This is a genomic window from Hominenteromicrobium sp., assembly GCF_046974225.1.
Classification (GTDB): domain Bacteria; phylum Bacillota; class Clostridia; order Oscillospirales; family Acutalibacteraceae; genus Hominenteromicrobium; species Hominenteromicrobium mulieris.
This window is the reverse complement of record NZ_JBKWAE010000001.1, coordinates 155,964-178,187: the sequence shown is the minus strand read 5'-3', so window position 1 is coordinate 178,187 and position 22,224 is coordinate 155,964. Positions and strand designations below refer to the sequence as shown.

Annotated in this window: 22 protein-coding genes, 1 tRNA gene and 1 other annotated feature; of the genes, 10 read left to right on the top strand and 13 right to left on the bottom strand. The window is 52.6% G+C overall.

The window, feature by feature from the left end; translation table 11 throughout:
* Positions 1-192: 192 nt before the first annotated feature.
* Positions 193-687, bottom strand: a complete 495-nt coding sequence (locus tag ACLTX1_RS00895; RefSeq protein ID WP_308450038.1) for an SEC-C metal-binding domain-containing protein — start codon at positions 685-687, stop codon at positions 193-195.
* Between the two features lie 211 nt (positions 688-898).
* Here ACLTX1_RS00895 and ACLTX1_RS00890 point away from each other — a divergent pair, with 211 nt between their 5' ends.
* Both ACLTX1_RS00890 and ACLTX1_RS00885 read left to right on the top strand, forming a co-directional pair.
* Positions 899-1,891, top strand: a complete 993-nt coding sequence (locus ACLTX1_RS00890; RefSeq protein ID WP_308450037.1) for a hypothetical protein — start codon at positions 899-901, stop codon at positions 1,889-1,891.
* The gene (locus ACLTX1_RS00885) at positions 1,888-3,240 is read left to right on the top strand and encodes a CCA tRNA nucleotidyltransferase (protein WP_308450036.1); all 1,353 of its coding nucleotides are present in this window, start codon (positions 1,888-1,890) and stop codon (positions 3,238-3,240) included. The genes ACLTX1_RS00890 and ACLTX1_RS00885 overlap by 4 nt, the downstream gene beginning before the upstream one ends.
* 54 nt (positions 3,241-3,294) lie before the next feature.
* Here ACLTX1_RS00885 and ACLTX1_RS00880 read toward each other — a convergent pair whose 3' ends face one another.
* From ACLTX1_RS00880 to ACLTX1_RS00870, 3 genes are all read right to left on the bottom strand, one after another.
* Positions 3,295-3,651 (bottom strand): type II toxin-antitoxin system PemK/MazF family toxin, encoded by a 357-nt coding sequence (locus ACLTX1_RS00880; protein WP_176820281.1) that lies wholly within the window; start codon positions 3,649-3,651, stop codon positions 3,295-3,297.
* A gap of 134 nt (positions 3,652-3,785) precedes the next feature.
* A complete protein-coding gene (locus ACLTX1_RS00875) occupies positions 3,786-5,294 on the bottom strand; it encodes an NAD(P)H-hydrate dehydratase (RefSeq protein ID WP_308450035.1) in 1,509 nt (502 codons plus the stop codon).
* Between the two features lie 163 nt (positions 5,295-5,457).
* Positions 5,458-5,991 (bottom strand): DUF6106 family protein, encoded by a 534-nt coding sequence (locus ACLTX1_RS00870; RefSeq protein WP_308450034.1) that lies wholly within the window; start codon positions 5,989-5,991, stop codon positions 5,458-5,460.
* Between the two features lie 221 nt (positions 5,992-6,212).
* Positions 6,213-6,430 (top strand) — a binding site (T-box leader).
* Between the two features lie 77 nt (positions 6,431-6,507).
* Between ACLTX1_RS00870 and pheS the strand changes: the two genes are divergently transcribed.
* The 4 genes from pheS (at position 6,508) to ACLTX1_RS00850 (ending at position 10,865) form a co-directional block, all read left to right on the top strand.
* Positions 6,508-7,542, top strand: coding sequence for a phenylalanine--tRNA ligase subunit alpha (pheS, locus tag ACLTX1_RS00865; protein WP_176820284.1), 1,035 nt, complete (start codon positions 6,508-6,510; stop codon positions 7,540-7,542).
* A 17-nt stretch (positions 7,543-7,559) separates the two neighbouring features.
* Positions 7,560-9,917, top strand: coding sequence for a phenylalanine--tRNA ligase subunit beta (pheT, locus tag ACLTX1_RS00860; RefSeq protein ID WP_343284999.1), 2,358 nt, complete (start codon positions 7,560-7,562; stop codon positions 9,915-9,917).
* Between the two features lie 174 nt (positions 9,918-10,091).
* A complete protein-coding gene (locus ACLTX1_RS00855; protein ID WP_176820286.1) occupies positions 10,092-10,349 on the top strand; it encodes an IreB family regulatory phosphoprotein in 258 nt (85 codons plus the stop codon).
* Between the two features lie 231 nt (positions 10,350-10,580).
* Entirely contained in the window at positions 10,581-10,865 is a 285-nt protein-coding gene (locus ACLTX1_RS00850) for a hypothetical protein (RefSeq protein ID WP_412330343.1), read from the top strand.
* A 75-nt stretch (positions 10,866-10,940) separates the two neighbouring features.
* Here the strand turns inward: ACLTX1_RS00850 and ACLTX1_RS00845 are convergent, their stop codons facing one another.
* From ACLTX1_RS00845 to ACLTX1_RS00835, 3 genes are all read right to left on the bottom strand, one after another.
* On the bottom strand, positions 10,941-12,872 hold the full coding sequence (locus ACLTX1_RS00845) for a diguanylate cyclase domain-containing protein (protein ID WP_412330342.1): 1,932 nt from the start codon (positions 12,870-12,872) through the stop codon (positions 10,941-10,943).
* Positions 12,873-13,160: 288 nt separating this feature from the next.
* Entirely contained in the window at positions 13,161-14,522 is a 1,362-nt protein-coding gene (locus ACLTX1_RS00840) for an MATE family efflux transporter (protein ID WP_412330341.1), read from the bottom strand.
* A 62-nt stretch (positions 14,523-14,584) separates the two neighbouring features.
* Positions 14,585-14,671, bottom strand: a tRNA-Leu gene (locus ACLTX1_RS00835).
* Positions 14,672-15,100: 429 nt separating this feature from the next.
* Here ACLTX1_RS00835 and ACLTX1_RS00830 point away from each other — a divergent pair.
* The 3 genes from ACLTX1_RS00830 (at position 15,101) to ACLTX1_RS00820 (ending at position 17,606) form a co-directional block, all read left to right on the top strand.
* A complete protein-coding gene (locus tag ACLTX1_RS00830; RefSeq protein WP_176820290.1) occupies positions 15,101-16,063 on the top strand; it encodes an ROK family glucokinase in 963 nt (320 codons plus the stop codon).
* 7 nt (positions 16,064-16,070) lie between these two features.
* Positions 16,071-17,117 carry an aldose epimerase family protein gene (locus ACLTX1_RS00825; RefSeq protein WP_412330340.1) on the top strand — a complete coding sequence of 349 codons (1,047 nt, stop codon included), beginning with the start codon at positions 16,071-16,073 and terminating at the stop codon, positions 17,115-17,117.
* Positions 17,118-17,198: 81 nt separating this feature from the next.
* The gene (locus tag ACLTX1_RS00820; RefSeq protein ID WP_308450027.1) at positions 17,199-17,606 is read left to right on the top strand and encodes a bis(5'-nucleosyl)-tetraphosphatase; all 408 of its coding nucleotides are present in this window, start codon (positions 17,199-17,201) and stop codon (positions 17,604-17,606) included.
* A 65-nt stretch (positions 17,607-17,671) separates the two neighbouring features.
* Here ACLTX1_RS00820 and pduL read toward each other — a convergent pair whose 3' ends face one another.
* Complete coding sequence (gene pduL / locus ACLTX1_RS00815; RefSeq protein ID WP_308450026.1) at positions 17,672-18,241, bottom strand: phosphate propanoyltransferase; 570 nt, start codon at positions 18,239-18,241, stop codon at positions 17,672-17,674.
* Between the two features lie 154 nt (positions 18,242-18,395).
* Here pduL and ACLTX1_RS00810 point away from each other — a divergent pair, with 154 nt between their 5' ends.
* Positions 18,396-18,977, top strand: a complete 582-nt coding sequence (locus tag ACLTX1_RS00810; RefSeq protein ID WP_308450025.1) for a uracil-DNA glycosylase — start codon at positions 18,396-18,398, stop codon at positions 18,975-18,977.
* 69 nt (positions 18,978-19,046) lie between these two features.
* Here ACLTX1_RS00810 and ACLTX1_RS00805 read toward each other — a convergent pair whose 3' ends face one another.
* The 5 genes from ACLTX1_RS00805 to ACLTX1_RS00785 form a co-directional block, all read right to left on the bottom strand.
* Complete coding sequence (locus ACLTX1_RS00805; protein WP_308450024.1) at positions 19,047-20,027, bottom strand: diaminopimelate dehydrogenase; 981 nt, start codon at positions 20,025-20,027, stop codon at positions 19,047-19,049.
* Between the two features lie 197 nt (positions 20,028-20,224).
* A complete protein-coding gene (locus ACLTX1_RS00800; RefSeq protein WP_308450023.1) occupies positions 20,225-20,725 on the bottom strand; it encodes a glycoside hydrolase family 2 protein in 501 nt (166 codons plus the stop codon).
* The gene (locus ACLTX1_RS00795; protein ID WP_343284995.1) at positions 20,668-20,853 is read right to left on the bottom strand and encodes a glycosyl hydrolase 2 galactose-binding domain-containing protein; all 186 of its coding nucleotides are present in this window, start codon (positions 20,851-20,853) and stop codon (positions 20,668-20,670) included. The genes ACLTX1_RS00800 and ACLTX1_RS00795 overlap by 58 nt, the downstream gene beginning before the upstream one ends.
* A gap of 206 nt (positions 20,854-21,059) precedes the next feature.
* A complete protein-coding gene (locus ACLTX1_RS00790; protein WP_343284994.1) occupies positions 21,060-21,506 on the bottom strand; it encodes a hypothetical protein in 447 nt (148 codons plus the stop codon).
* Positions 21,507-21,559: 53 nt separating this feature from the next.
* On the bottom strand, positions 21,560-22,024 hold the full coding sequence (locus tag ACLTX1_RS00785; RefSeq protein WP_343284993.1) for a hypothetical protein: 465 nt from the start codon (positions 22,022-22,024) through the stop codon (positions 21,560-21,562).
* Positions 22,025-22,224: the final 200 nt, after the last annotated feature.

Below are 22,224 nucleotides of genomic sequence, written 5' to 3'. Positions count from 1 at the left end.
AACCCAATTTCAAACGACTGATTTCTCAGCGGATGCGGTTGTTGTTATACAAAAAGCTGCAATACATAAAGTGTTCTCCTTTGCTAAAGCTGAATTTCGCTTCGGTATTTTCAGTATAGCATAGAAAACTCTAAAAGGCTACCGAAAAATGAAAAAATGCGCCGGACGCCCGACGCATCTTGAATTTTCAGCTTATCTGCCGCAGCACTTCTTGTACTTTTTGCCGCTGCCGCAGGGGCACGGATCGTTGCGGCCGACCTTCGGACCCTTTACGATCGTGGTGGAAGCCTTCTGTGCCTTGTAGAGCTCCTTGCGCTTCTCTTCGGTGAGAATGGAATCCCACTGCGGGAGCTTATACAGCCACTCGGCCTTTGCGCCGACCATGTTGTAATAGAGCTTCTCTGGCTCGTAATCAAGGGAAACCTCCGTCTCGGCGGTCATGTTCTCCAGGTCGTTTTCCGCCTTGAGACTCTCGTTGATGCCGTCAAGGTAACCGGTCATTTCGATGATATCCACGCCGAAGTGGTCAGCGAGTGCCTGTACGGTGCCGCTCTTCGGAGCTTCGCCCTTGAGGAGCTTCTCGTAAAAATCCCTTTCTCTAAGGAAATATTGTGTCCAGTACTGTTCTGCGCCGGGTTCTGCGGACTTCTTGTCTGCAAAATCCTGCCAATCCTTAAAAAGTGCCATGATGCTTCATCCTTTTCGTATCTTTTAAGCGGCTTTCGGTTATCCCCTGAAAGTCTATTTTTGATTATAACCGAATCCGCTGCTTTTTTCAAGCAGAAACTACCCTAATATATTGAAAAATAGTGTCAAACGTGCTATTCTTATAAAGAAATCCCGATTATATTTCGATTTTTTAGTTGAATTTCTATTTTTTGAGCACAAGGAGACAAAAATGGAACCGAACAACGAGCGCAAAACGCCCGCGGGCGAACAAAATGAACTCTTTAAAAAGCAGGTCTTCAGCGATGAGACGCTGCGCACCGCAGATCCCGATGAAGAAGAAACCGGTGAGCAGCATTTTGAAACGCTCACTTTCGATAAACCCGCCGTGCTCGACGAACGCTTTGCCGCGCGCAAAGCGGAACGCGAAACCGCACAGCCGCCGCAGGCAAAACCGGCGGCTCCTCGTCCCGCCGCAAAGCCGGTAAAGCGCCAAGTGCCCGCCGCACAGAAAAACAAATCCGTTTCTCATGAGCGCAGATTGTACAGCGGCGAAACACCGTCCGACGCAGCATTGCGCATCACGCGGCAGATTGCGGCGCTTGTGCTGTGCCTGCTGCTTGTGTGCGGCGGCTTCTGGGCAAAGGGCACCGTGTGGGACATTTGGACCGACCGCAATATTGAAGACGTGCAGAAAAGCACGTATTACAGTGCTGCCGCAAACAGTGCACAACTTCGCTTAGATCAGAATCTCCCCATCGGTTACGACGCCGCGCAGGCTGTATGTATTTCTTTGGGACAGCCCATTTCGTCTTCCGCTATCCCCGCAAAAGCAGATGACAAAGACACGCTCATCTTCCCCGCAGACCTTACGGGCAGTATGGAAACGGCGCTCGGCAGCCAAAAGCTGCAGCTTGAAACCGGCCTTACGAACACCGATCTTTTCAAAGAAATCTACAAAAGCCTCAAGAAAAAGAAGCCCGTCATCGCGCTGATGCTCGTCGCTGACGCAGAATCGGCCAAGCTGCAATACGGTGTTGTGACCGGTCTTGATGTCCGCAACAACCGCGTGACCGTGGCGCTCAGCGAAGGCGTGGACACGTACACGCTGGCGGAGTTCGTCGCTGCCACACGCTTTGAAAACACGAAGAACATCCCGCTTCGTTTGCGGTTTTCGCTGCTTTTCGGTACACTTTCCCGCAACACGGCGATCTTTTTAAAATGAGCGGGCTGAAGATTACTCTCCCCGCGCCGTGCGCGTTCATCCTCTCCCGCCTACACGAAAACGGTTTTGAGGCCTACGCCGTCGGCGGGTGCGTGCGCGACAGCTTACTGCACAAAACGCCGCACGATTGGGACATCACGACCGCGGCAAAGCCGGAAAAAATCATCGAGCTTTTTTCCGACATTCCCGTTTTAGAGACCGGCCTTAAGCACGGTACGGTGACACTGCTCATCGACCACGAACCGTACGAGGTAACGACGTTTCGCGTAGACGGCGATTACACAGACGGCCGCCACCCGGACAGCGTTGCATTCACGACCGATATTCGGGATGACCTTGCGCGGCGCGACCTGACGATCAACGCCATGGCCTACAGCCCCGCAACCGGAATCATTGACCCGTTCGGCGGGCAGGAAGACCTGAAAAATGAAATCATTCGTTGCGTGGGCGACCCGCACAAGCGCTTTTCGGAAGATGCGCTGCGCCTGATGCGCACGATTCGTTTCGCGGCTGTACTCGGATTTACGGTCGAGCCCGAAACGCTGCGCGCCGTGCACGACCTGCATGAAACGATCGGGCGCGTCGCAAAAGAGCGTATTTTCACGGAGCTTTTAAAGACCGTCTGCGCACCGTATGCCGTCGAGGCGCTGCGTGCCGCGCCGGAGTTGTTTTTTTGCGCCGTGCCGCAGCTCAAAAATCTCCAGGATGTGCCGCAAAACAGCAAATATCACATGTACGACGTATGGGAGCACACGCTGCACGCGCTCGAAAGTATCGGCACAGATGACCCCATCGCCTGCCTTGCGATTTTATTTCACGATGTCGGCAAAAAAGCCGTCCGCACGACGGGTGAAGACGGTTATGACCACTTTTTCGGGCACGCGGAGAAAAGCGCCGCGTTCACCGATGAAGCTCTGCGCGCGCTGCACTGCGACAACAAAACGCGCGAAAACGTCGTGGAGCTTGTTTTGCTGCACGATACCGCTTTTCCGAAGCGCACGGCAAAGTTCCGCCGCCTGCTCGCAAAGCTCGGCTATGAGCAGTTCTACCGCTTGCTCGCCGTAAGCCGTGCTGACAGCTTAGCGCACGCGCCGTGGTGCATCGAAGGCCGTTGCAAAGCGCTTGCGGATGCCAAAAGCGAAGCCGAAGCGCTGCAAAAAGCGGATTTCTGCTTATCTCTGCGCCAACTCAAAATCACCGGCAAAGACCTGCAAGCGTTTGGATTTCAGGGCAAAGCAATCGGCGAAGCCCTAAACAAACTCTTAGACGCTGTGCTGTGCGGCCAGCTTCCGAATGACCGCGAAGTCTTGCTTTTGCACCTTGAACGGTACACACAAAAACACAAATAAAGTGCAAACCGCGCCGCTCGGAGCTTTTCCGAAACGGCGCGGTTTTTTCGGCCTTTACTTATATGTATCGTAAAGGCCGAAGCTGATACCGATGGCTTCGTTGACGCGCTGCATGGCGTCGTCATCGAGCTTGCCCATTTTTTCTTTTAAACGGTGCTTATCAATGGTACGGACCTGCTCCAAAAGCACAATGGAATCCTTTTGCAGGCCGGTGCGCTCAGCATGGAGCGCAATGTGCGTGGGCAGGTTTGTTTTGTCGCGCTGGCTCGTGATGGCCGCCGCGATCACCGTGGGACTGAACCGGTTGCCCACATCGTTCTGCACAATAAGCACGGGGCGCACGCCGCCCTGCTCGCTGCCCACCACGGGGCTTAAATCTGCGTAGTAAATATCGCCTCTGTGTACATTCACGGTTTTCACACTCCGAACAGAATTTGCATCAACGCCCGCGGCGCTACTTATATTCTTGCCCGTTTTTTCGGCGCTTAAACACGCCTGTTCCATTCTATTACAAAGTTGTGTGTTCCGTGCAAAATGCGCAGGATTTATTTGCCCTCAATCTGCAAAAAGACCTGCGGCAATTTTTCGATGAGGTCTGTCGGCAACATACCATGCTGCGAAAGCGCTTCGGCGCAAAGGTCACCCGCCGCACCGTGAATGCACACGGCGGAATATGCCGCTTCAAACGGCTGCATATTCTGCGCGCACAACGCACCTGTGATGCCGGCCAAAACATCGCCGCTGCCGCCCTTTGCCATGCCGGGGTTGCCCGTTGTGTTCACACGCGTTTCACCGCTCGGCGCTGCGATAATTGTGCCCGCACCCTTTAGCACGGTGATAACGCGGTACGTCTGCGCAAAGACACGTGCAGTCTGCAAACGGTCGGCACGCAGCTCTGCCATGGTGCGGCCGTTTAGACGGCACATTTCCCCCGGGTGCGGCGTGATGATGACCGGGGCTTGCGGCACAAGTAGTTTTTCCGGCGTTTTGGCAAGGATATTCAGCGCGTCCGCATCCAGAACGACCGTCCCGTGCGCATTTTCAAGTACGGCATCCACAAGCTTTGCCGCATACGGCGCCGTGCCGAGCCCGCAGCCCACAAGGCACGCACTCGCCTTATCGATAGCATCAAGCACCGCTTCACCCGGCGCTTCCGTGGGGTCATACAGCGTGAAGATTGCCTCCGGCACGGCGGGAGCCAAGATTGGGTACAGCGCATGCGGAATGGCGATGTTCAAAAGTCCCACACCGCTGCGCAGCGCCGCACGCGCAGCCATGATGCACGCACCTGCCATGCCCACGCTGCCGCAGATCATTAAAAGCCGCCCGTATGTGCCCTTGTGCCCCTCCGGGTCGCGCTTCGGGAACAGCGGGCAAATGTTGCCGAGCAAAACGGATTCCGTGTCACACGGCAGCATCTCAAGGTGCTCCTCCTTGATGCCCACCTGACGCACAACGGTCATGCCGCCGAAGCCCGCTGCCGGGTACACAACGCCCGCCGGCTTCATCGCCGTAAACGTCACCGTAAGGTCTGCCTTAAAGCACGCGCCCTCCACCGCGCCGGTATCACACACCGCGCCGCTTGGAATATCCACGGAAATGTGAAACGCTTTTTTATTTTCCGCTGCACGCGCAAGCAAAGGCTCCATCACGCTCGGCAGACGGCCGTGAAAGCTGAAGCCGAACACCGCATCGATGATGACGTCCGCCGCGTCTACCGCGCCGCCTGCCGTGCGGTACATGATGATCTCAATGCCGCGGCCCATTTTGTCATACGCCTGCTTTGCAAGGTCGGAGGCCGGTGCGCCCTGCATCAAAACGACCGTCACCTTTGCGCCCTCGGCCGCCAATAAGCGCGCCGCCACAAAGCCGTCGCCGCCGTTGTTGCCTTTGCCGCACAAAATGACCGTTTTCTTGCCTGTGACGTCCATTTTCTCTGTCACTGCTGCCGCCACCTCGGCGCCCGCGTTCTCCATAAGCGTTTCCATGGAAACGCCGGATTCCACCGCGCACGACTCCAGCCCTCTGATCTCTGCCGCTGTCAATACCCGCATATACCTGCCTCTTTTCCGTAGCATTCTATGCTTTAATGGTATCATTTTCCCGTGCGGTTTTCAACTATGGAAGCGGTGAAAATTAAAATCATTTTCGCGCCGCACGGAAAAGCGCCCCGTCACCGGAAAATCTCCGATAACGGGGCGCTTCACATTTTGAAATTTAGTTTCTGCCGAAGATTTCAAACTTTAATCTTCTGTCCATAAACGGCTTGATGGCATCGATGCAGCGCTCGTCCGGCGAGAACACAAGAAGCGTCAAGCCGGTCTTGCGGCTCTTTGCAATGATGTACCACGCGTCCTTGCCGTCGTCCGTCTCCGCCGCGAAGATGGTCTTGTCCACACGCTTACCTTTTAACTTCTGCGCATTCTCCGTGTACTTACCCATCTCTTCAATCGCCTTGGCATCGAAAGACGTGAGACGTTTACGGCTTCTGCGGTTGATGATCTTATCTACCGCAATGTCGCCGTTCGTGATGCTGTACTCAAACTCCAGACTGCGCGAGGAGATGACGTAGTACACGCCATAAATCACGCCGCAGATCACGAGGAACGGGATCATCGGCGAAACCGGCGTCAGGAAAATGCTGACAAAAATCAAGATCGCGCCGAGGATCGACACGCCGAGCGACATCAAAACATCCTTGCTGCCGGTCTTCTTTTTCACCATGTATTCCACAAACACATCTGTCATCATACTGTAAATTACCTTCCGTTTCCATAATTCAATATTGTCATTGTACCATAACCCACACGGAAGTTCAACTGCGTAATTTGTGAATTTTTATCGAATATTACGAATACCGTGCGATAACCTCAAAACTCTGTCCATAAAATCCCGCGAAAGGCTTGAAAACCGAAAATTTCTATGCTAAAATAACAGTGTTGCGTCGCGAGGATACAAACGACGCCGAACAGTGAAACGCGATGAAAAAGAAAAGTAGCCTGTTTTTCGTGGGCAGAGAGGGTGCGCCGTCGGCTGAAAACGCACCTGCATTGAGTATAGGTGAAGTTCTCTTTGGAGCGGTGCGGCTGAAATTAAAGTAGGCTGCAACGGGTAGCTGCGTTAAAGGCTTTCAGAGGGCGCAATGCGCCGAAATTGGGTGGTACCGCGAGCGTTCCGGCTCGCCCCATGTTTTGTGCATGGGGCGGGCTTTTTTCATGCTCACCGTTCGGTACAAAACGGAAATCATTTATGAAAGGATATATTGATATGGGAATCAAAGAAAGCATTTCCGAGCTGCGCCAGAAGTTTGACGCAGACCTTTCCGAAGTGCGCGACAGCGAATCCATCGAAAAGCTGCGCGTTTCGTATCTCGGCAAAAAAGGCTCTGTCACCGAGCTTTTAAAGGGCCTTAAAGACCTTTCCGGCGCGGAGAAAAAAGAATTCGGCCAGACCATCAACACGCTCAAGCGCGAGGTCGACGAACGCATCACAGCACACGTGGAGCGCATCCGGCAGGAGGAGGAAGACCGCCTTGTCAACAGCGCAGAGCAATATGATGTCACGCTGCCGATGGATACCGACTGCGGCTCCTATCACCCCATCACGCTCGTGCAGCGCGAGCTGGAAGAAATTTTCGCTTCCATGGGCTTTACGATTGAAGACTACCGCGAGGTCGTAACGGATTACAACTGCTTTGAGGCATTGAACATTCCGAAGCATCACCCCGCCCGCGACATGCAGGACACCTACTATCTCGATAACGGTCAGCTGTTGAAGACCCACACCTCGGCCGCGCAGAACACCATCATGAAAAAGTACGGTGCACCGCTGCGTGCCATCTTCCCGGGTCGCTGCTTCCGCAACGAAAGCACAGACGCTTCCCACGAGAACACGTTTTTCCAGATGGAAGGCATCATGATTGATAAAGACATCTCCATTTCGAACCTCATCTACTTCATGAAGACCATGCTTTCTAAGGTCTTTAAGCAGGACGTACAGGTTCGCCTGCGCCCGGGCTTCTTCCCGTTCGTTGAGCCGGGCTTTGAGCTTGACATCAGCTGCCACATCTGCGGCGGCAAGGGCTGCTCCACCTGCCACGGTTCCGGCTGGATTGAGCTTTGCCCGTGCGGTATGATTCACCCGAACGTGTTGCGCGCCGGCGGCATCGACCCCGATGAATACACCGGCTTCGCGTTTGGTCTCGGCCTTACCCGCCTTGCCATGATGCGCTACGGCATCAAAGATATCCGCGACCTCAACAGCGGCAATCTGAAGGTGCTCTCGCAGTTCAACCACGAATAAGAAAAGGAGTCGTTATAATGCTGATTTCAATGAACTGGATCAACGACTTCGTTGATCTTTCCGGTCTGGACCTTGAAAAGCTGATTCACCAATTCACGCTTTCCACTGCAGAGGTCGAAGACATCTATTATATGGGCCGCGACATCAAAGATGTTGTTGTTGCGCGTATCGTTTTCATCGAAAACCACCCGGATTCCAAAAAACTGCACCTCTTGAAGGTTGATGCAGGCGACAAGGTTTATGACTGCGTATGCGGCGCACCAAACGTGCGCGAGGGCATGCTTGTTGCCTTTGCCCGCGAAGGCGGCTCCGTTTCCGGCATGGAGATCACCTGCGCAAAAATTGCAGGCTATGAATCGCACGGCATGTGCTGCTCCGAAAAAGAACTTGGCATCAGCGCCGACCACAGCGGACTGTGGGAGATCACGGATGACCTGCCGCTCGGCACACAGATTACGGACGCGTACGGCGTAAAGGACGTTGTGTTCGAGGTCGATAATAAGTCTCTGACGAACCGCCCGGACCTTTGGGGTCACTACGGCATCGCGCGCGAATTTGCAGCGCTGACCAATCGCGAATTAAAGCCGGTCAGCCGCATGGATCTCACCCCCTACGCTTCTCTGCCGGGCATCGATATCGATATCCGCGATAAAGAGCTCTGCTACCGCTACACGGGCCTCAAGGTGCGCAACATCACGAAGAAGGTCAGCCCGGTTGATATGCGCATTCGTCTCTTTTACTGCGGCATGCGTGCCATCAACCTGCTTGCCGACCTCACAAACTACCTCATGCTCGAGCTCGGCCAGCCGATGCACGCGTTCGACTGCGCAAAGGTCGATTCCATTCAGGTGCAGCGCTTCTCCGCTCCGTTCGAGTTTGAAACGCTGGACGGCACAAAGCGCCGCATCGACGAAAACACGCTGATGATCTGCTCCAAGGAAGAACCGGTCGCCATCGCGGGCATCATGGGCGGTCTCAACTCCGAGATTGAAGATAACACGGACAGTCTGCTGCTCGAATCCGCAAACTTTGACGCTGTAAGCGTGCGCAAGTCCTCCACGCGCATCGGTTTGCGCACGGATGCTTCCATGCGTTATGAGAAAACCCTTGACCCGGAAATGACCGACGTCGCCATCGAGCACTTCATGCAGCTGCTCACCGAGATCGACCCGGGTGTGGAGATCATCTCCTCCATGACGGACGTCTATGTCCGCCACTACGACAAAATCGACATCACGTTCGATAAGAAATTTGTAGACCGTTATACGGGCATCGATATTTCCGACGAACAGATTTTGAATACGCTTTCCGCGCTCGGCTTCGCACCGACGCTTGAAAACGAAGTCTTCACCGCGCACGTGCCGTCCTGGCGTGCAACGAAGGATGTCACCATCAAGGCCGACATCATCGAGGAGATCACCCGTGTTTACGGCTACGATAACTTCAAGATTACGACCACAAAGGCAGCTTTGGCGCCGGTCATGCGCACCGCGGGCAACAATGATGACCGCTGGACGAAAGACCTGCTCGTACAGCGCTACGGCATGCACGAAGTGCACTCCTACATCTGGTGCGACGCGAAGAAGTACAAGGACCTCAACATCGAGATTGAGGACAACGTGCGCGTCATCAACGCCATGACGCCGGACCACACCGTGCTGCGCCGCTCCATGGTGCCGACGATGATCACCTACGTCAACGAAAACAAAGCATACGCAAACGATTTCGGTGTGTTCGAGATTGCCCGCGTCATCAACGGCCTCGGCGAAGACGGTCTGTGCGATGAGCAGAAGCACCTCGGCATTGCGCTGTACAGCCGCACTAAGAGCGAAAAGGACCTCTACCTCGGCCTGCGCGACATCATGGCTTCCATCAGCAAAGAGCTGAAGCACCGTTACTTTGAGTTCCGCATCGCGGAAGCAAAACACAACTGGCAGCACCCGCGCAACACCGCAGAGATCTATCTCGACGGCATATACGTCGGCTTTATCACGGTCGTACATCCGTCCGTACAGTCGAAGATCGATAAGAAAGCCGTCATCGTTGCCGGTGAACTGAACATGGATACGCTCTCCTCCATGACAGCATCCGTTATTCACTATGAGGAGCCGTCCAAGTTCCCGGGCATCGATATCGACCTCTCTCTCGTCATCGGCGCAGACCAGACGTACAGCACGCTTTCCGCCGCATGGCAGAACGTCACCCCTCTGCTCAAGAACGTTGCGCTTATCGATTCCTACAACGGCGTCGTCAAGAGCATCACGCTGCGCTTTACGTTCTCCTCGAACGAGAAAACGCTCGCGAAGAACGAGGTGCAAAGCTATGTTGACACCATCATCGAGAACCTCGCGAAGATTGGCGTTGTGCTGAGATAATTTGTTAAAAATTTTCGTACCGCTTGCTTTTTTTGTTGTTTTGCGGTATGCTGTATACAGTGTTTATTCCACTGTGCTTTTATACGCGAATAAAACACCGGGCCCGGCATACAATGAAATGTAGACTGTATTTTTGCAGCCTTTACACGATCGGAAAACGAGGAGGTGTTCCACATGGCAGAAGATTTCAGCGACCGCACCCAGACATTCAGCATTGAGACGCCGCAGAAGCTCGATATGCAGCAGGTGCTCGTACAGGTTTACGATGCACTCAAAGAAAAAGGCTATAACCCCATCAGCCAGATCGTGGGATATATTCTCTCGGAAGATCCCACATACATCACCACGCACAACAACGCACGCAGCCTCATCCGCAAGATTGACCGCGATGAGCTGCTGAAAGCAATGGTGCGTACCTATTTGGGCGAATAAGCCTGTTTTCTGATGCGCCGTCGCTTTATGCACGGCATTGCCTGAAACCGAAATTGCCGCTTGGCGGATTTTTCCGTCGGCGGCAATTTTTATTTTCAAATGTGCAAATACAAGTTGTCTTTTTTCTTAATCTATGCTATACTAATTAAAAGTGTATTGAATGCTTTGCACCGGTGCTTAGAAAGTTCCGGCATTTTCCCCAACGAGACTTTATGAAAGGATTTGCATACTATGAGCGAAAAGCAGAAGAGCCCGTTTCCCATGTATCGCGGCAAGCCCCTTGTGCGTAGCGGCGATACCATTTACTACGGAAACATGACCGATAAATACGTCATCAAGATCGACATCAAAACGAAGAAGACCGTGGAGGACATGGAGGTTGCCGATAAGTGCACTGTGCAGCTCATGCTCACCGACCCGGAGATTCGCTCCAGAAAACAGATCGTAAAGACCAGCGAGAAAAACGGCCTTTATCTTGCTTTGGACATCGCCGATGCCTGGCTTACCCGGCATTGACAGAATAAGCAGTTCATTCCGCAAAAAAATCACCGAGGAAACCGTTTGTCCGGTTTATCTCGGTGATTTTTTGCTTTATTCTTTCCTTCTCGGCTGCTTGCCGTGCTTTTCTTTGCGCTGACGTTTGTTTTGGTACATGGCAATATCCGCTTTTTCGAGCATTTCGTCATACGGCGCGGCAACTTCATCTATGAAGCAGCAGCCCATGGAGAACCGCAGCGGTACATGCTGTCCATCGTGCAGCACGGCTTCGGAGCTGTCCTGCGCCTGCTCAAGCTGCGTGAGCTTCTCCCGCAGCGCTTCTTCGCTTTTTTCTTCGAGGAACAGGACAAATTCATCGCCGCCGTGACGTGCAGTAAGGCCGCTTTCGCCCACGATCTTTTTTAAGATTTCTGCTGCGGAAATGATATATTGGTCGCCGCTCTCGTGCCCGTAGGTGTCGTTGACCTCTTTCAAGTCGTCAAGGTCGATCATCACCACGGCGTAAGTATCGCCTGTACCCGCTTCCAAAATGCGCTCCACACGGCGGCTCAGGCCGCGGCGGTTATAAAGTCGGGTCAACGGATCGGTGTCACGCTCAGATTCGATCTGTATGCGGCGCTGCATCTCCTCCGTCACGTCGTTCACCACGCCGAAAACACTGCTCTCCTCGTGCGTTTCCTCCAGCTTTATGTAGCGGTCCGGCTCGCCCGGAATGCGGTATACGTTGCGCTCGCCGACCACGCGGCTGCGGCGCAGCTCCTCGATGAATGTATACAGATGCACGCGGTCACCGGTGTAGTACGCCGTCTCCTCATCCGTCCATCCAAAAATCTGTGGGATACGCTCCGTGCAATACACCTGCTGCACGCCGTCACGGTACTCGTACACGCCGATGTTCATTTCCGTGCGGCTCAAAACGTATGACATTTTGCGGTCGTTGTTGACAAGGCTGCCGACCATCTCGTTGATGTATCGGCTGAGCGCAGAAAACTCCCGGCTGCTCTGCACGTTGACTTTTTCCTCCAAATTGCCTTGCGTGATGCGATTGAGCTTGCCGTTTATGCGGTGAATGTCATGAATAACGTACCGATTCACGCAGTTCGCGACGAAAACCGTCAACGTACCGCAGATTAAAACCAGACATAGCACCAGATTCAAAAGATCAAGCGGAATACGTTCGTACAATACGTCCATCGGAATGATGAAACCCATGTAACGGGTTTCTATCTTCTTAAAAATGCAGTAGTAGTATTTTCCCTCAATATTTGCGTGAAAGCCGTGCTCCTCATTTTGCATGCTCTCGGCAGAAATACCGAGGTTTGCCACGGTCTTCCCCACCATATCCGCATTCGTTGCGCCGATGACCGACAGCGTTTCACTGTCTACGGCACAGTAATCGATCGCCGGGCTGATATTGAGCTGATGAAAAATATACGAAATCTCGTTTTTCTCCATAGCCTCCGTTACAAGCTGCGGGTCTTTGCCCACCTGCACGATGAATGTGCCGTCTGCGCTCCACACGGCGGAATACTGCATGTTTTTGCCCTCAGCGGTGTTCGGGCCGGCATCCTGCACAAGCTGCAAGGATTTATCCGTGAGCATCGGCGCAAAAAACGCCATCTGCTCACCGGATGAAAACGAATAGCCGTAATACTCCGGATTTGTGCCGGAAACAATCGTGCCGGTCTCATCAAAAATATGAATTTCATCAAGCTCCAGCAGATTCGCATATTTTTTCAGCTTTAAGGTATCGTTTGTTGCCTCCGGGTCTTTTTGCAGCAGAAAGGCAATGGCTTCGGCATCATGCAAACAGGTCTTATCGTATTTTTCCTTGACCTGCTTCAGTTCATTCTCATTTTCTTCGATAATCTGCTCCAGACGCACAAATGTACCGGCAGCGGTGTCTTCCACGCGGCCCTGTTCAATCAGAATTTCCGCAAAGGCGATTACCACAAGGATCACTAAAGCCATCACGATTGCCGCAGAACGAATATAGCGATTGATAATTTGCTTCAGAGATTTCATAGGTTCACCGCCGTTTCGTTTAAGTTTGAATAAAACCAAATTGGTTTTGAGTACTGTATTTGAAATCAAGTATATCACATATATCGTATTTTGTCCAGAAATACAAAGCGAAACAACAAATTTCACTTGTTTTTTGCATGAATTGACGTGTTTCGCAAGGATATCGCAAAAGCGTCAGCCATCGTTTTAAGGATCTCCCGCCCATTTTACAAATAACGCTTGAATTTTTGTAAAAAGCGCACCGCCCACCCGTAAAGTACGGACAAGCGGTGCGCCAAAAATTGATATTTAGCTTTCTGTACGCTTCAAATTGCTCTCGCCAAAATGCAGCAGTTTTTCTTTATGAATGAAGTAATACACCACGCCTGTAACATCCGCGAGGAACCAACCGATCGGCACCGACCACCAGATGCCTGTAACACCGATGATAGCGGATAAAAGATATGCCAGCACCACGCGCGTACCGAGCGAGATGACCGTCAGCACCACGCTCATACCGGGCTTTGCGACCGCGCGGTACAGCCCGTAGAGCAGGAATAAGCAGCCAATGCCGCAGTAGAACGCGCTCTCAATGTGCAGGTAGCGCACACCCTCGGCGATAATCTCCGTTTCGCCCGCTTCCACAAACAGCAGCATAAGCGGCTTTGCGAACACGAACACCAAAGCGGACACAATCACACAAAACACAACGGATACAAGAACCGCACCTTTCAATCCCTTGCGGATGCGTTCCTGCTTGCCCGCACCGTAATTCTGCGCGATGAATGTGGAGAACGCGTTGCCGAAGTCCTGCACAGGCATGTACGCGAATGCGTCAATCTTCACCGCCGCCGCAAACGCCGCCATTACCGCCGCGCCGAAGCTGTTCACAAGCCCCTGCACCATCAAAATGCCGAGATTCATCACGGACTGCTGCACGCAAGTCAAAATGGAATACCCGGCAATCTCCCTGATACGGCTCGCGTGGATGGGCGAACGGCTGCACAGCGCGCGCAGCTGCGGACATTTGATGAGCGCGCAGATCATGATGCCGATGCCGGAAACATACTGCGCGATGACCGTGGCCCCCGCCGCACCCGCAACGCCAAAGTTGAGGCCGATGACGAACCACAAGTCGAGCGCAATATTCAAAACCGCCGAGACCGCCAAAAACACGAGCGGCACGACAGAATTACCCACCGCGCGCAGATAAGACGCGAAGTAATTATATAAAAACGTTGCGAAAATGCCCGCGAATACGATTGCGATATACGCACGCATATCGCCCCAAACGTCGTCCGGCACCTGCAAAAAGCTCTTAATGAGGTCAAGACACGCAAATGCGAGGCCGTTTAAAAGCAGCGTCACGCCTAAAATGAGCACGAACGAAGCCCGTACACTTTCTTTTAAGGCAGTTTCATCGCGCTGCCCGAAGCGGATGGAAAACAGCGCACCGCTGCCCATGCACAGCCCAAGCAAGATCGATGTTAAAAATGTCATCAGCGAAAACGAAGAGCCGACCGCCGCCAGCGCCGTTTTGCCGAGGAAGCGTCCTACAATGAGCGTGTCCGCAATGTTGTAGCACTGCTGCAATAAATTGCCGAGGATCATCGGCAGCGCAAACCACAGCATAGACCGCATCACCGGCCCCCGGGTCAGATCTTTGTTCATATTAAAACCTCCGCAGCGAGTTTTATACATCAAAAAAGCCCGACACAAAAGTGTCAGGCTTTTGGTGCCGGCGACCGGATTTGAACCGGTACGATGTTTCCATCGAGGGATTTTAAGTCCCTTGCGTCTGCCGATTTCGCCACGCCGGCTTAAATTATCTTAATTATAATAGCACATCCCGGCTATAAAATCAAGCCATTTTATTCCGGCATTTCATATTTTTCTGTTCAGCCGCGTAAAAAGGCATCCCCCCGGCTAAGCCGGGTACTCGGAAATCCTAAAAAGGCATATTACAGACAACGCGGTCTGCTTGGCCATTTCCTTTGCTCCATTCATAACGTCGTTATGAAATATATATCCGTAAAATCAAATGTCAACAGGCGAATTGAAAAACGTACACGCAAGCCCGAATTCTGCGCTTTCACTCACATTCTATTGCCCACAAAATGCTGTTTTCGCAAAAATCGCAAATTTTTCAACTTTTTGCATTTACAAACATGCGCTTTATATTGTATACTATAGATAAAAGACCGGGCGCAAGGCGTGCCGGAATATTCCATCTATAAGGAGTTCGTATTATGTACTATCTTGGTGTTGACGTAGGCGGCACAAACATTGCCGTCGGTATCGTAGACGAAAACAACGCGATCATCGCAAAGGCTTCCCATCCGACGCCCGTTCCGTGCTCGGAAGACGCATTCTGCGATGCGATTCTCGCTGTATGCAACGATGCACTGGCAAAGGCCGGCCTGACCCTCGACGATGTACCGTGGATCGGCATCGGCTGCCCGGGCACCGTTAACCGTGCTACCGGCATCATTGAATTTGCTAACAACCTCTATTTCAAGAACTTCAAGCTCCGCGACATGATGGCAGAGCGCACAAACGGCAAGCTCGTCATTCTGGAGAATGACGCTAACGCTGCAGCTTACGGCGAATATCAGGCAGGCGCACTTGCAGGCGCAGACAATGCACTGGCTATCACACTTGGCACAGGCGTCGGCGGCGGCATTATCATCAACGGCAAGGTCTACTCCGGCAGCAACTTTGCCGGCGGCGAGCTCGGCCACACCGTCATCGTTGTTGACGGTCGTCCCTGCACTTGCGGCAGACACGGTTGCTGGGAAACCTATGCTTCCGCAACGGGTCTCATCAAAACCACAAAAGAGCACATGAAAGATGCCCCGAAGGACTCTCCGATCTGGACAATTGTTGACGGCGACGAGTCCAAGGTTAACGGCAGAACCGCATTTGACGCTATGCGCGCAGGCGACCCGGTCGGCAAGGCTGTTGTTGACGAGTACATCAAGTACCTCTCCGTCGGCCTCACCGATATGATCAACATCTTCCAGCCGGCTATCCTCTGCATCGGCGGCGGTATCTGCAACGAGGGTGAAACGCTTCTCGCTCCGGTCAGAGCATTCATCGACAGAGAGCAGTATGCTATGAACTCTACGAAGAAGACGAAGGTCTGCAAGGCGCAGCTCGGCAACGACGCCGGTATCATCGGCGCTGCACTGCTCGGTAAGCAGGAGGACTGATTTTCCCATGTCTCTTACAAAATCCGTGTTCGGCACGTTCCCCTGCGGGAAAACGGCTGACGCTTATACGCTGAAAAACGCGTCAGGCGTGACGCTTGTGCTCACAAATTACGGTTGCCGCATTTTACAGCTTTTAACACCAGACAAATCCGGTAAGCTCGGCGATGTCGTGCTTGGCCACGCCACGCTCGAGGAATACCTCGGCTCCGACTTTCAGGGTACGTTCGTCGGCCGCTACGCAAACCGCATCGGCGGCGCAACGCTCACCATTGACGGCGTAACATATGCACTCGATCAAAACGACGGTGCAAACACGCTGCACGGCGGCACAAAGGGCTACCATCAAGTACTGTTTGATGTGAAAGAGTCGAACGACGGCGACGAACCGTCTGTCACGTTCACACATGTCAGCCCGGACGGCGACGAAAATTACCCCGGAACACTGACCGTTGAAGTGCAGTACTCTTTGACGGCCGACAACGCCGTGGAGATTACCTACCGCGGCAAGACCGACCGTAAGACAGTGTTCAACCCGACGAACCACTCGTTCTTCAACCTGAAAGCCGACGGCTCCAAGGACGTGCTTTCCACGCTTGTGACGATCCACGCGTCTGAGGTAACGGCGGTCACAGACGACCTCATTCCCACCGGCGAGTTGCTGCCCGTAAAAGGCACGCCGCTCGAGTTCACGGCTGCAAAGCCGCTCGGGCAGGATATGTTCGCGGATGACCACCTCATCCAGCTCTGCGGCGGTTTCGACCACAACTTCTGTGTGGACGGCGAGGGCATGCGCGAGATTGCAGTAGCCTACGAGCCGGAGACCGGCCGCGAAATGACCGTCTATTCCGATATGCCCGGCGTGCAGCTGTATACGTTCAATGGCACTTCCGGCCTGAAGAACAAAGACGGCAGCGACATGATTTCCCACGGGGCACTGTGCCTTGAGACACAGTTCTACCCGGATTCCGTGCATCACGAGAACTTCCCGTTCCGCTATGTCACGCCGGAGAAACCGTTCGAGTCCAAAACAATCTATAAATTCACTGTGAAATAATGTGGGAGGGCTGCCGCAGGGCGGCCCTTTCCGATTTCATCGCCTGCGGTTTTCCGCGGCAAATTGCAAGGAGGTCATTTTTTGAAAAGAGAAATTTCCTGCGGCGCGGTCATTGCGCGGCAAACCGAAAACGGACGTGAAATTCTGCTCATCCGCCATGTAAACGGCGGTCATTGGGCATTTCCGAAAGGCCATATGGAGGGTAATGAGACCGAAAGCGAGACCGCCTTGCGCGAGATCCGCGAGGAGACCGGCCTTACAGTCACGCTTGATACCGGCTTTCGCGCTGTCGTCACCTACTCCCCGAAGCCGGACGTCATGAAAGATGTCATCTACTTTGCAGCCGAATACATCGGCGGCGAAGCGCACCGGCAGGTAGAGGAAGTCACCGAGCTCTGCTGGGTACCGGCAGAAGAAGCTGCAGCGCACATTACGTTTGAAAACGATAAAGATGTGCTGAGGAAGTACAGAGAATATTGCAAAGCATAACAAAAAGAGCGTGCAAACTTTCATCTGCACGCTCTTTTCTTATGCTCATATAGCTTTAAGCGAAATTACTTAAGGATCTCGCCCTCAACGGTGCCGCCGAGTGCCGCTGCGTTGGACTCATCGGTGTCGATGTGCATAGCAGCCGCATACTTCGGGCTGACACGCACAACAACGTCGCCGAAAATCACGCTGCGCTCGCCTTCCTTGCCGACCTTAACGGAGACGATCTGCTTGTCTTCCACACCGGCTGCCGCTGCCTCTTCCACGTTGAAGTGGATGTGGCGCTTTGCTGCGATGACGCCCTTTTCAATGACGACTTCGCCTGCCGGGCCCTTCAGCGTACATCCCGGGGTGCCCTCAAGGTCGCCGGACTCACGGATCGGTGCTGCAATACCGAGCTTGCGTGCGTCGGTCAGTGCAACTTCAACCTGCGTCTCCGGGCGCGTCGGGCCAAGGATGGACATAACAAGGGAACCCTTCGGGCCGATGACCTCTACCTTCTCGTTGGAAGCGTACTGGCCGGGCTGAGAGAGTTCTTTCTTAACGGTAAGCTTTGCGTCTGCGCCAAAAAGCGTCTTCAGATCCGCTTCGGACACGTGAACGTGACGTGCGGAGGTTTCAACCATAACTTTCATTTGAAAATACCTGTCCTTTCCGGATTTTGTATTTCTATTTTACTACGAACCGACAGAAAATACAAGTTTTGGGCTATGTTTTTTCTCCGATTTATGATAAACTTAATGCAGAAAAGACCGTAATTTGGAAAAACGAGAAAAGCCGGTGTGAAATATGTTTGAAAACTGGGAAGAATTGAAAGAAAACTGCCTGAACTGCCGCAAGTGCAGCCTGTGCGAAGCGCGCTCTAATGTCGTGTTCGGCGTGGGTAACCCGTGCGCGAAGGTCATGTTCATCGGTGAAGGCCCGGGCCGAAACGAAGATTTGCAGGGCGAGCCGTTCGTCGGTGCTGGCGGTCAGCTGCTCGATAAATACCTCGCCGCCGTCGACCTCGACCGCCGCACGAATATCTACATTGCAAATATCGTCAAATGCCGTCCGCCGCAAAACCGCGATCCCTTGCAGGAGGAACAGGAAGCCTGCATGGACTGGCTGCGCAATCAAACCGCCCTGCTGCGTCCGAAGATCATCGTATGCCTCGGCCGCATCGCCGCCATGCGCATCATCAAACCCGATTTCAAGATCACACGCGAGCACGGACAGTTTTTCAAAAAAGGCAACATCTACATGACGGCAACCCTCCACCCTGCCGCCCTGCTGCGCAATCCCGCACAAAAGCCCGCCGCGTTCGACGACTTTTTAAAGCTCCGCGATAAGATCGACGAGCTTCAGGCAGATATCTCCAAAACATATTAAACATACAAAAGCTGCTCCGTTTTTATGCGGAACAGCTTTTTTCGTTTTAATTATAAACTTGCATGAACCTTACAGCAGCTTTGCGCGGAGCGCTTCGCCGCTTTCCGGGTGGAGATACGCCGGAGCAACGTCAAAGACGGTCTTGCAGCCCACCTGACCTTCACTGTGCATGCGGTATGCCGCGCGGGCAAACGCTACGAGCACACTGGAAGTGAACTCCGGGTTGGAATCAAGCGTCAGCTTATACTCGATGATGTGCTTGTTTTCGCCATTCAGGCCCGTCACACCGGTGCGGAACACCATACCGCCGTGCGGAATGCCTGAATGGTCGCGGTCAAGCTCTTCCTGGCTGATGAAGTGTACGGTCGTGTCGTAATCGGAGAAATAGTTCGGCATCGTGACGATGGCTTCCTCAATGGCAGCCTTGTCCGCACCCTCTTTGGCAACGACAAAGCACTCTCGGGTGTGCTTCTCGCGCGTCGTCAGCTCCGGGTTCTCGCCGCGGCGCACGCTTTCAAGCGCGCTCTCCACCGGGATAGTATACTGGCGGGCATCCTGTACGCCGGGAATGCGGCGAATCGCATCGGAGTGACCCTGGCTGACACCCTTGCCCCAGAACGTGTAGTCTTTGCCGTTCGGCAAAATCGCCTGACCATAGAGGCGGTTCAGAGAGAACATACCCGGGTCCCAACCGACGGAAATCATGCCGAGGTGGCCGCTCTTCTTGCAGGCCGCGTCTACGTCCGCAAAATGCTCCGGGATCTTCGCGTGCGTGTCAAAGCTGTCGATGACATTAAAATACTGTGCAAGCTCTGCGGTTTGCTTCGGCAGGTCGTTCGCGCTGCCGCCGCACAGGATCATGACGTCAATCTTATCCGTCATGTTTTTTGCCTGCTCCATAGAATAAACCGGCACGCCGGTCTTCGTCTTCACACTGTCCGGGCTGCGGCGTGTGAAAACGCCCACAAGCTCCATATCTTCCGTGTGGGAAAGCGCACTTTCCACGCCGCGGCCAAGATTTCCGTATCCGGCAATGCCGATTCTAATCATTTTTATCGCTCCTTCATGTATCTTTCAAAATCATAACAGCGCAAGTTAGTTTACACTACGATTTCAATTTCTTTATCTATTATACGCAAACGCACGATATTTTGCAAGAGAAAATGCAGGAAAACTTGAAAAAGCCGTCACAAAGCAGCTGTTTTCTGTCTTGTAACGGCTTTTGTCTTTTTAGTTTTAACGCAAAATCAGCGAATGTTATACACGCTGCGCATATGAATACCGTTCGCGTCGCCGCTCACAATGCGGATGCGGCGCTCTTTATCGGCTTCGAGGTCGAAGTAGTTGTCTTCAAGCACCCAGTCCTCGTTCTCGTTCAGTACTTCCACGCTCTTCGCGTATGCCTTTGCGGAAACGATAATCTCATCGCCCTCCACACGGCAGGAAAGCTGCGGGTCGATGTAATCGTAATACTTCGGCACGGAGAACAGCACGGTGGATTCGGAGATCATCTCGCCGTTCTGGTAGCACGCATAGTGCACGTGGTCGGTGAACATGTTCGCTTCCGGCAGTTCTACGGTATCGAGCCACACGGTGTCCATTGCGGGCACGGTGATTTCCACCTCGCCGCCGTCGCGCAGAACCTCGGAGCGGTTATTGCGCAGTTCCCACTTCACGGTGACCGTCTGCTTCACGTATGTGCTGATGATGCGGCCGCCGTTCCGCCGCAAAGCATAATGTCGCGCCAATAGGGGTCTTCCATGCGACCCGCGTTCAGCAGGTCATTGTACACGGAGCCCGGCACGGTCGCGGGAATCGTGTCATTTTTTCCGACGGTCGTCAGCTGCCAGCCGGAATGTAAAAGCTGTTTTTTCATTTCTTTTATCCTCTCATTTTATCCGTCAAAACGCGCGAATTTCTTTCTTCACTTTCGTTTTAATCGGTCTATATGCAGTATAGCACCGGTTCCACAAATTGTAAAGCGACTGCTGCTCCTTTATTCCGGTAAAGCAAAAAATTCGCAAAATACCGAAAACTCCATCAATTTTTCGTGTAGTTTTCAGGTTAAAAAGTGCAATATCCTTATTCTAAATAAACCGATTTATAGAACTCCCCATCGCCCATGTGTCCGTCAATCGCACGCCAACGCAGCCTAGCTGCACATATGATCGTCCCGTCATAGTCCTCTATGTCATCTTCCGATACATTTTGTCCATCGCACCAATAGATGTCCCTATCCTTTATCAGTAGCGTTGAACCAAAAATCTCACAAGTATATTGCTCATCCACAGGAGATAAATTCAGATATTTCAGTCCTGCAAATTCCATCTCGATCATCGAAACATCTTCGAATTGGCGCTGAATAATTACATTCAATACCCGACGATCATTTAACGGATACATTCTCAAATCCGCATCTACAGATGCTCCGCTTACATAATGCATCTCTTTAATACAGCTATCGTGAAGCGCATAGACTTTATCCATAAAATCTCTAATATCCTGTTCACTGCGAATTTCATTCCACATAGATAACACCTTTCAACAGAATACAGCCATTACCTTGCCGTACCTAAATTCAACTATTTCAGTCTGCTCGCCGCTTCCGATATCTTTTTCCACCTTAAGTACTCACTTTTTATGCGGTCATGGGATTTATTAGCCGCCGGGCACAAGTTTATCGGATCTTTCAAATTAAATATATCCGCTAACTTTTTAAACGCGCTGCTATTAGCAACATCTTCCATACAGCTTTCACATTCGTTCAAAAGCTTTTCAGGGTATTTCTTTAAAATGACAGCCGCCGCCCCGTACCGATCATCTCTGTTTTTGCCATACAAGACGAGCTCCAGCAGCGTATCAAAACCCGGGAGCGGTTCTTTATAAAACCCGTTTTCTTTTCCCCAACCGAAGTCATACAGCTTGCATTTGCCCCATAAAGTATGATCTTTCGGGTTCGTCGCTCTTTTTGCATCCAATTGCTCCAAACCAAAATCCGAAGCTTCGCATTTATCAAGCCTCGTGCTCATAACAAAATGTTCGCCCATCGTCGTATCTCCACTGTCTGTTCATGCACTTTTCCAAAGCAAATTGAACTCTTTTTCAGTCTCATCATATCATATTCGCCTGCACTGCACAAGCAAAATATTCCCGGATATAACAAAAAAGCACCTACAAACGTAAGTGCTTTTTCTCTGGAGGTGACACCCGGATTTGAACCGGGGAATCAGGGTTTTGCAGACCCACG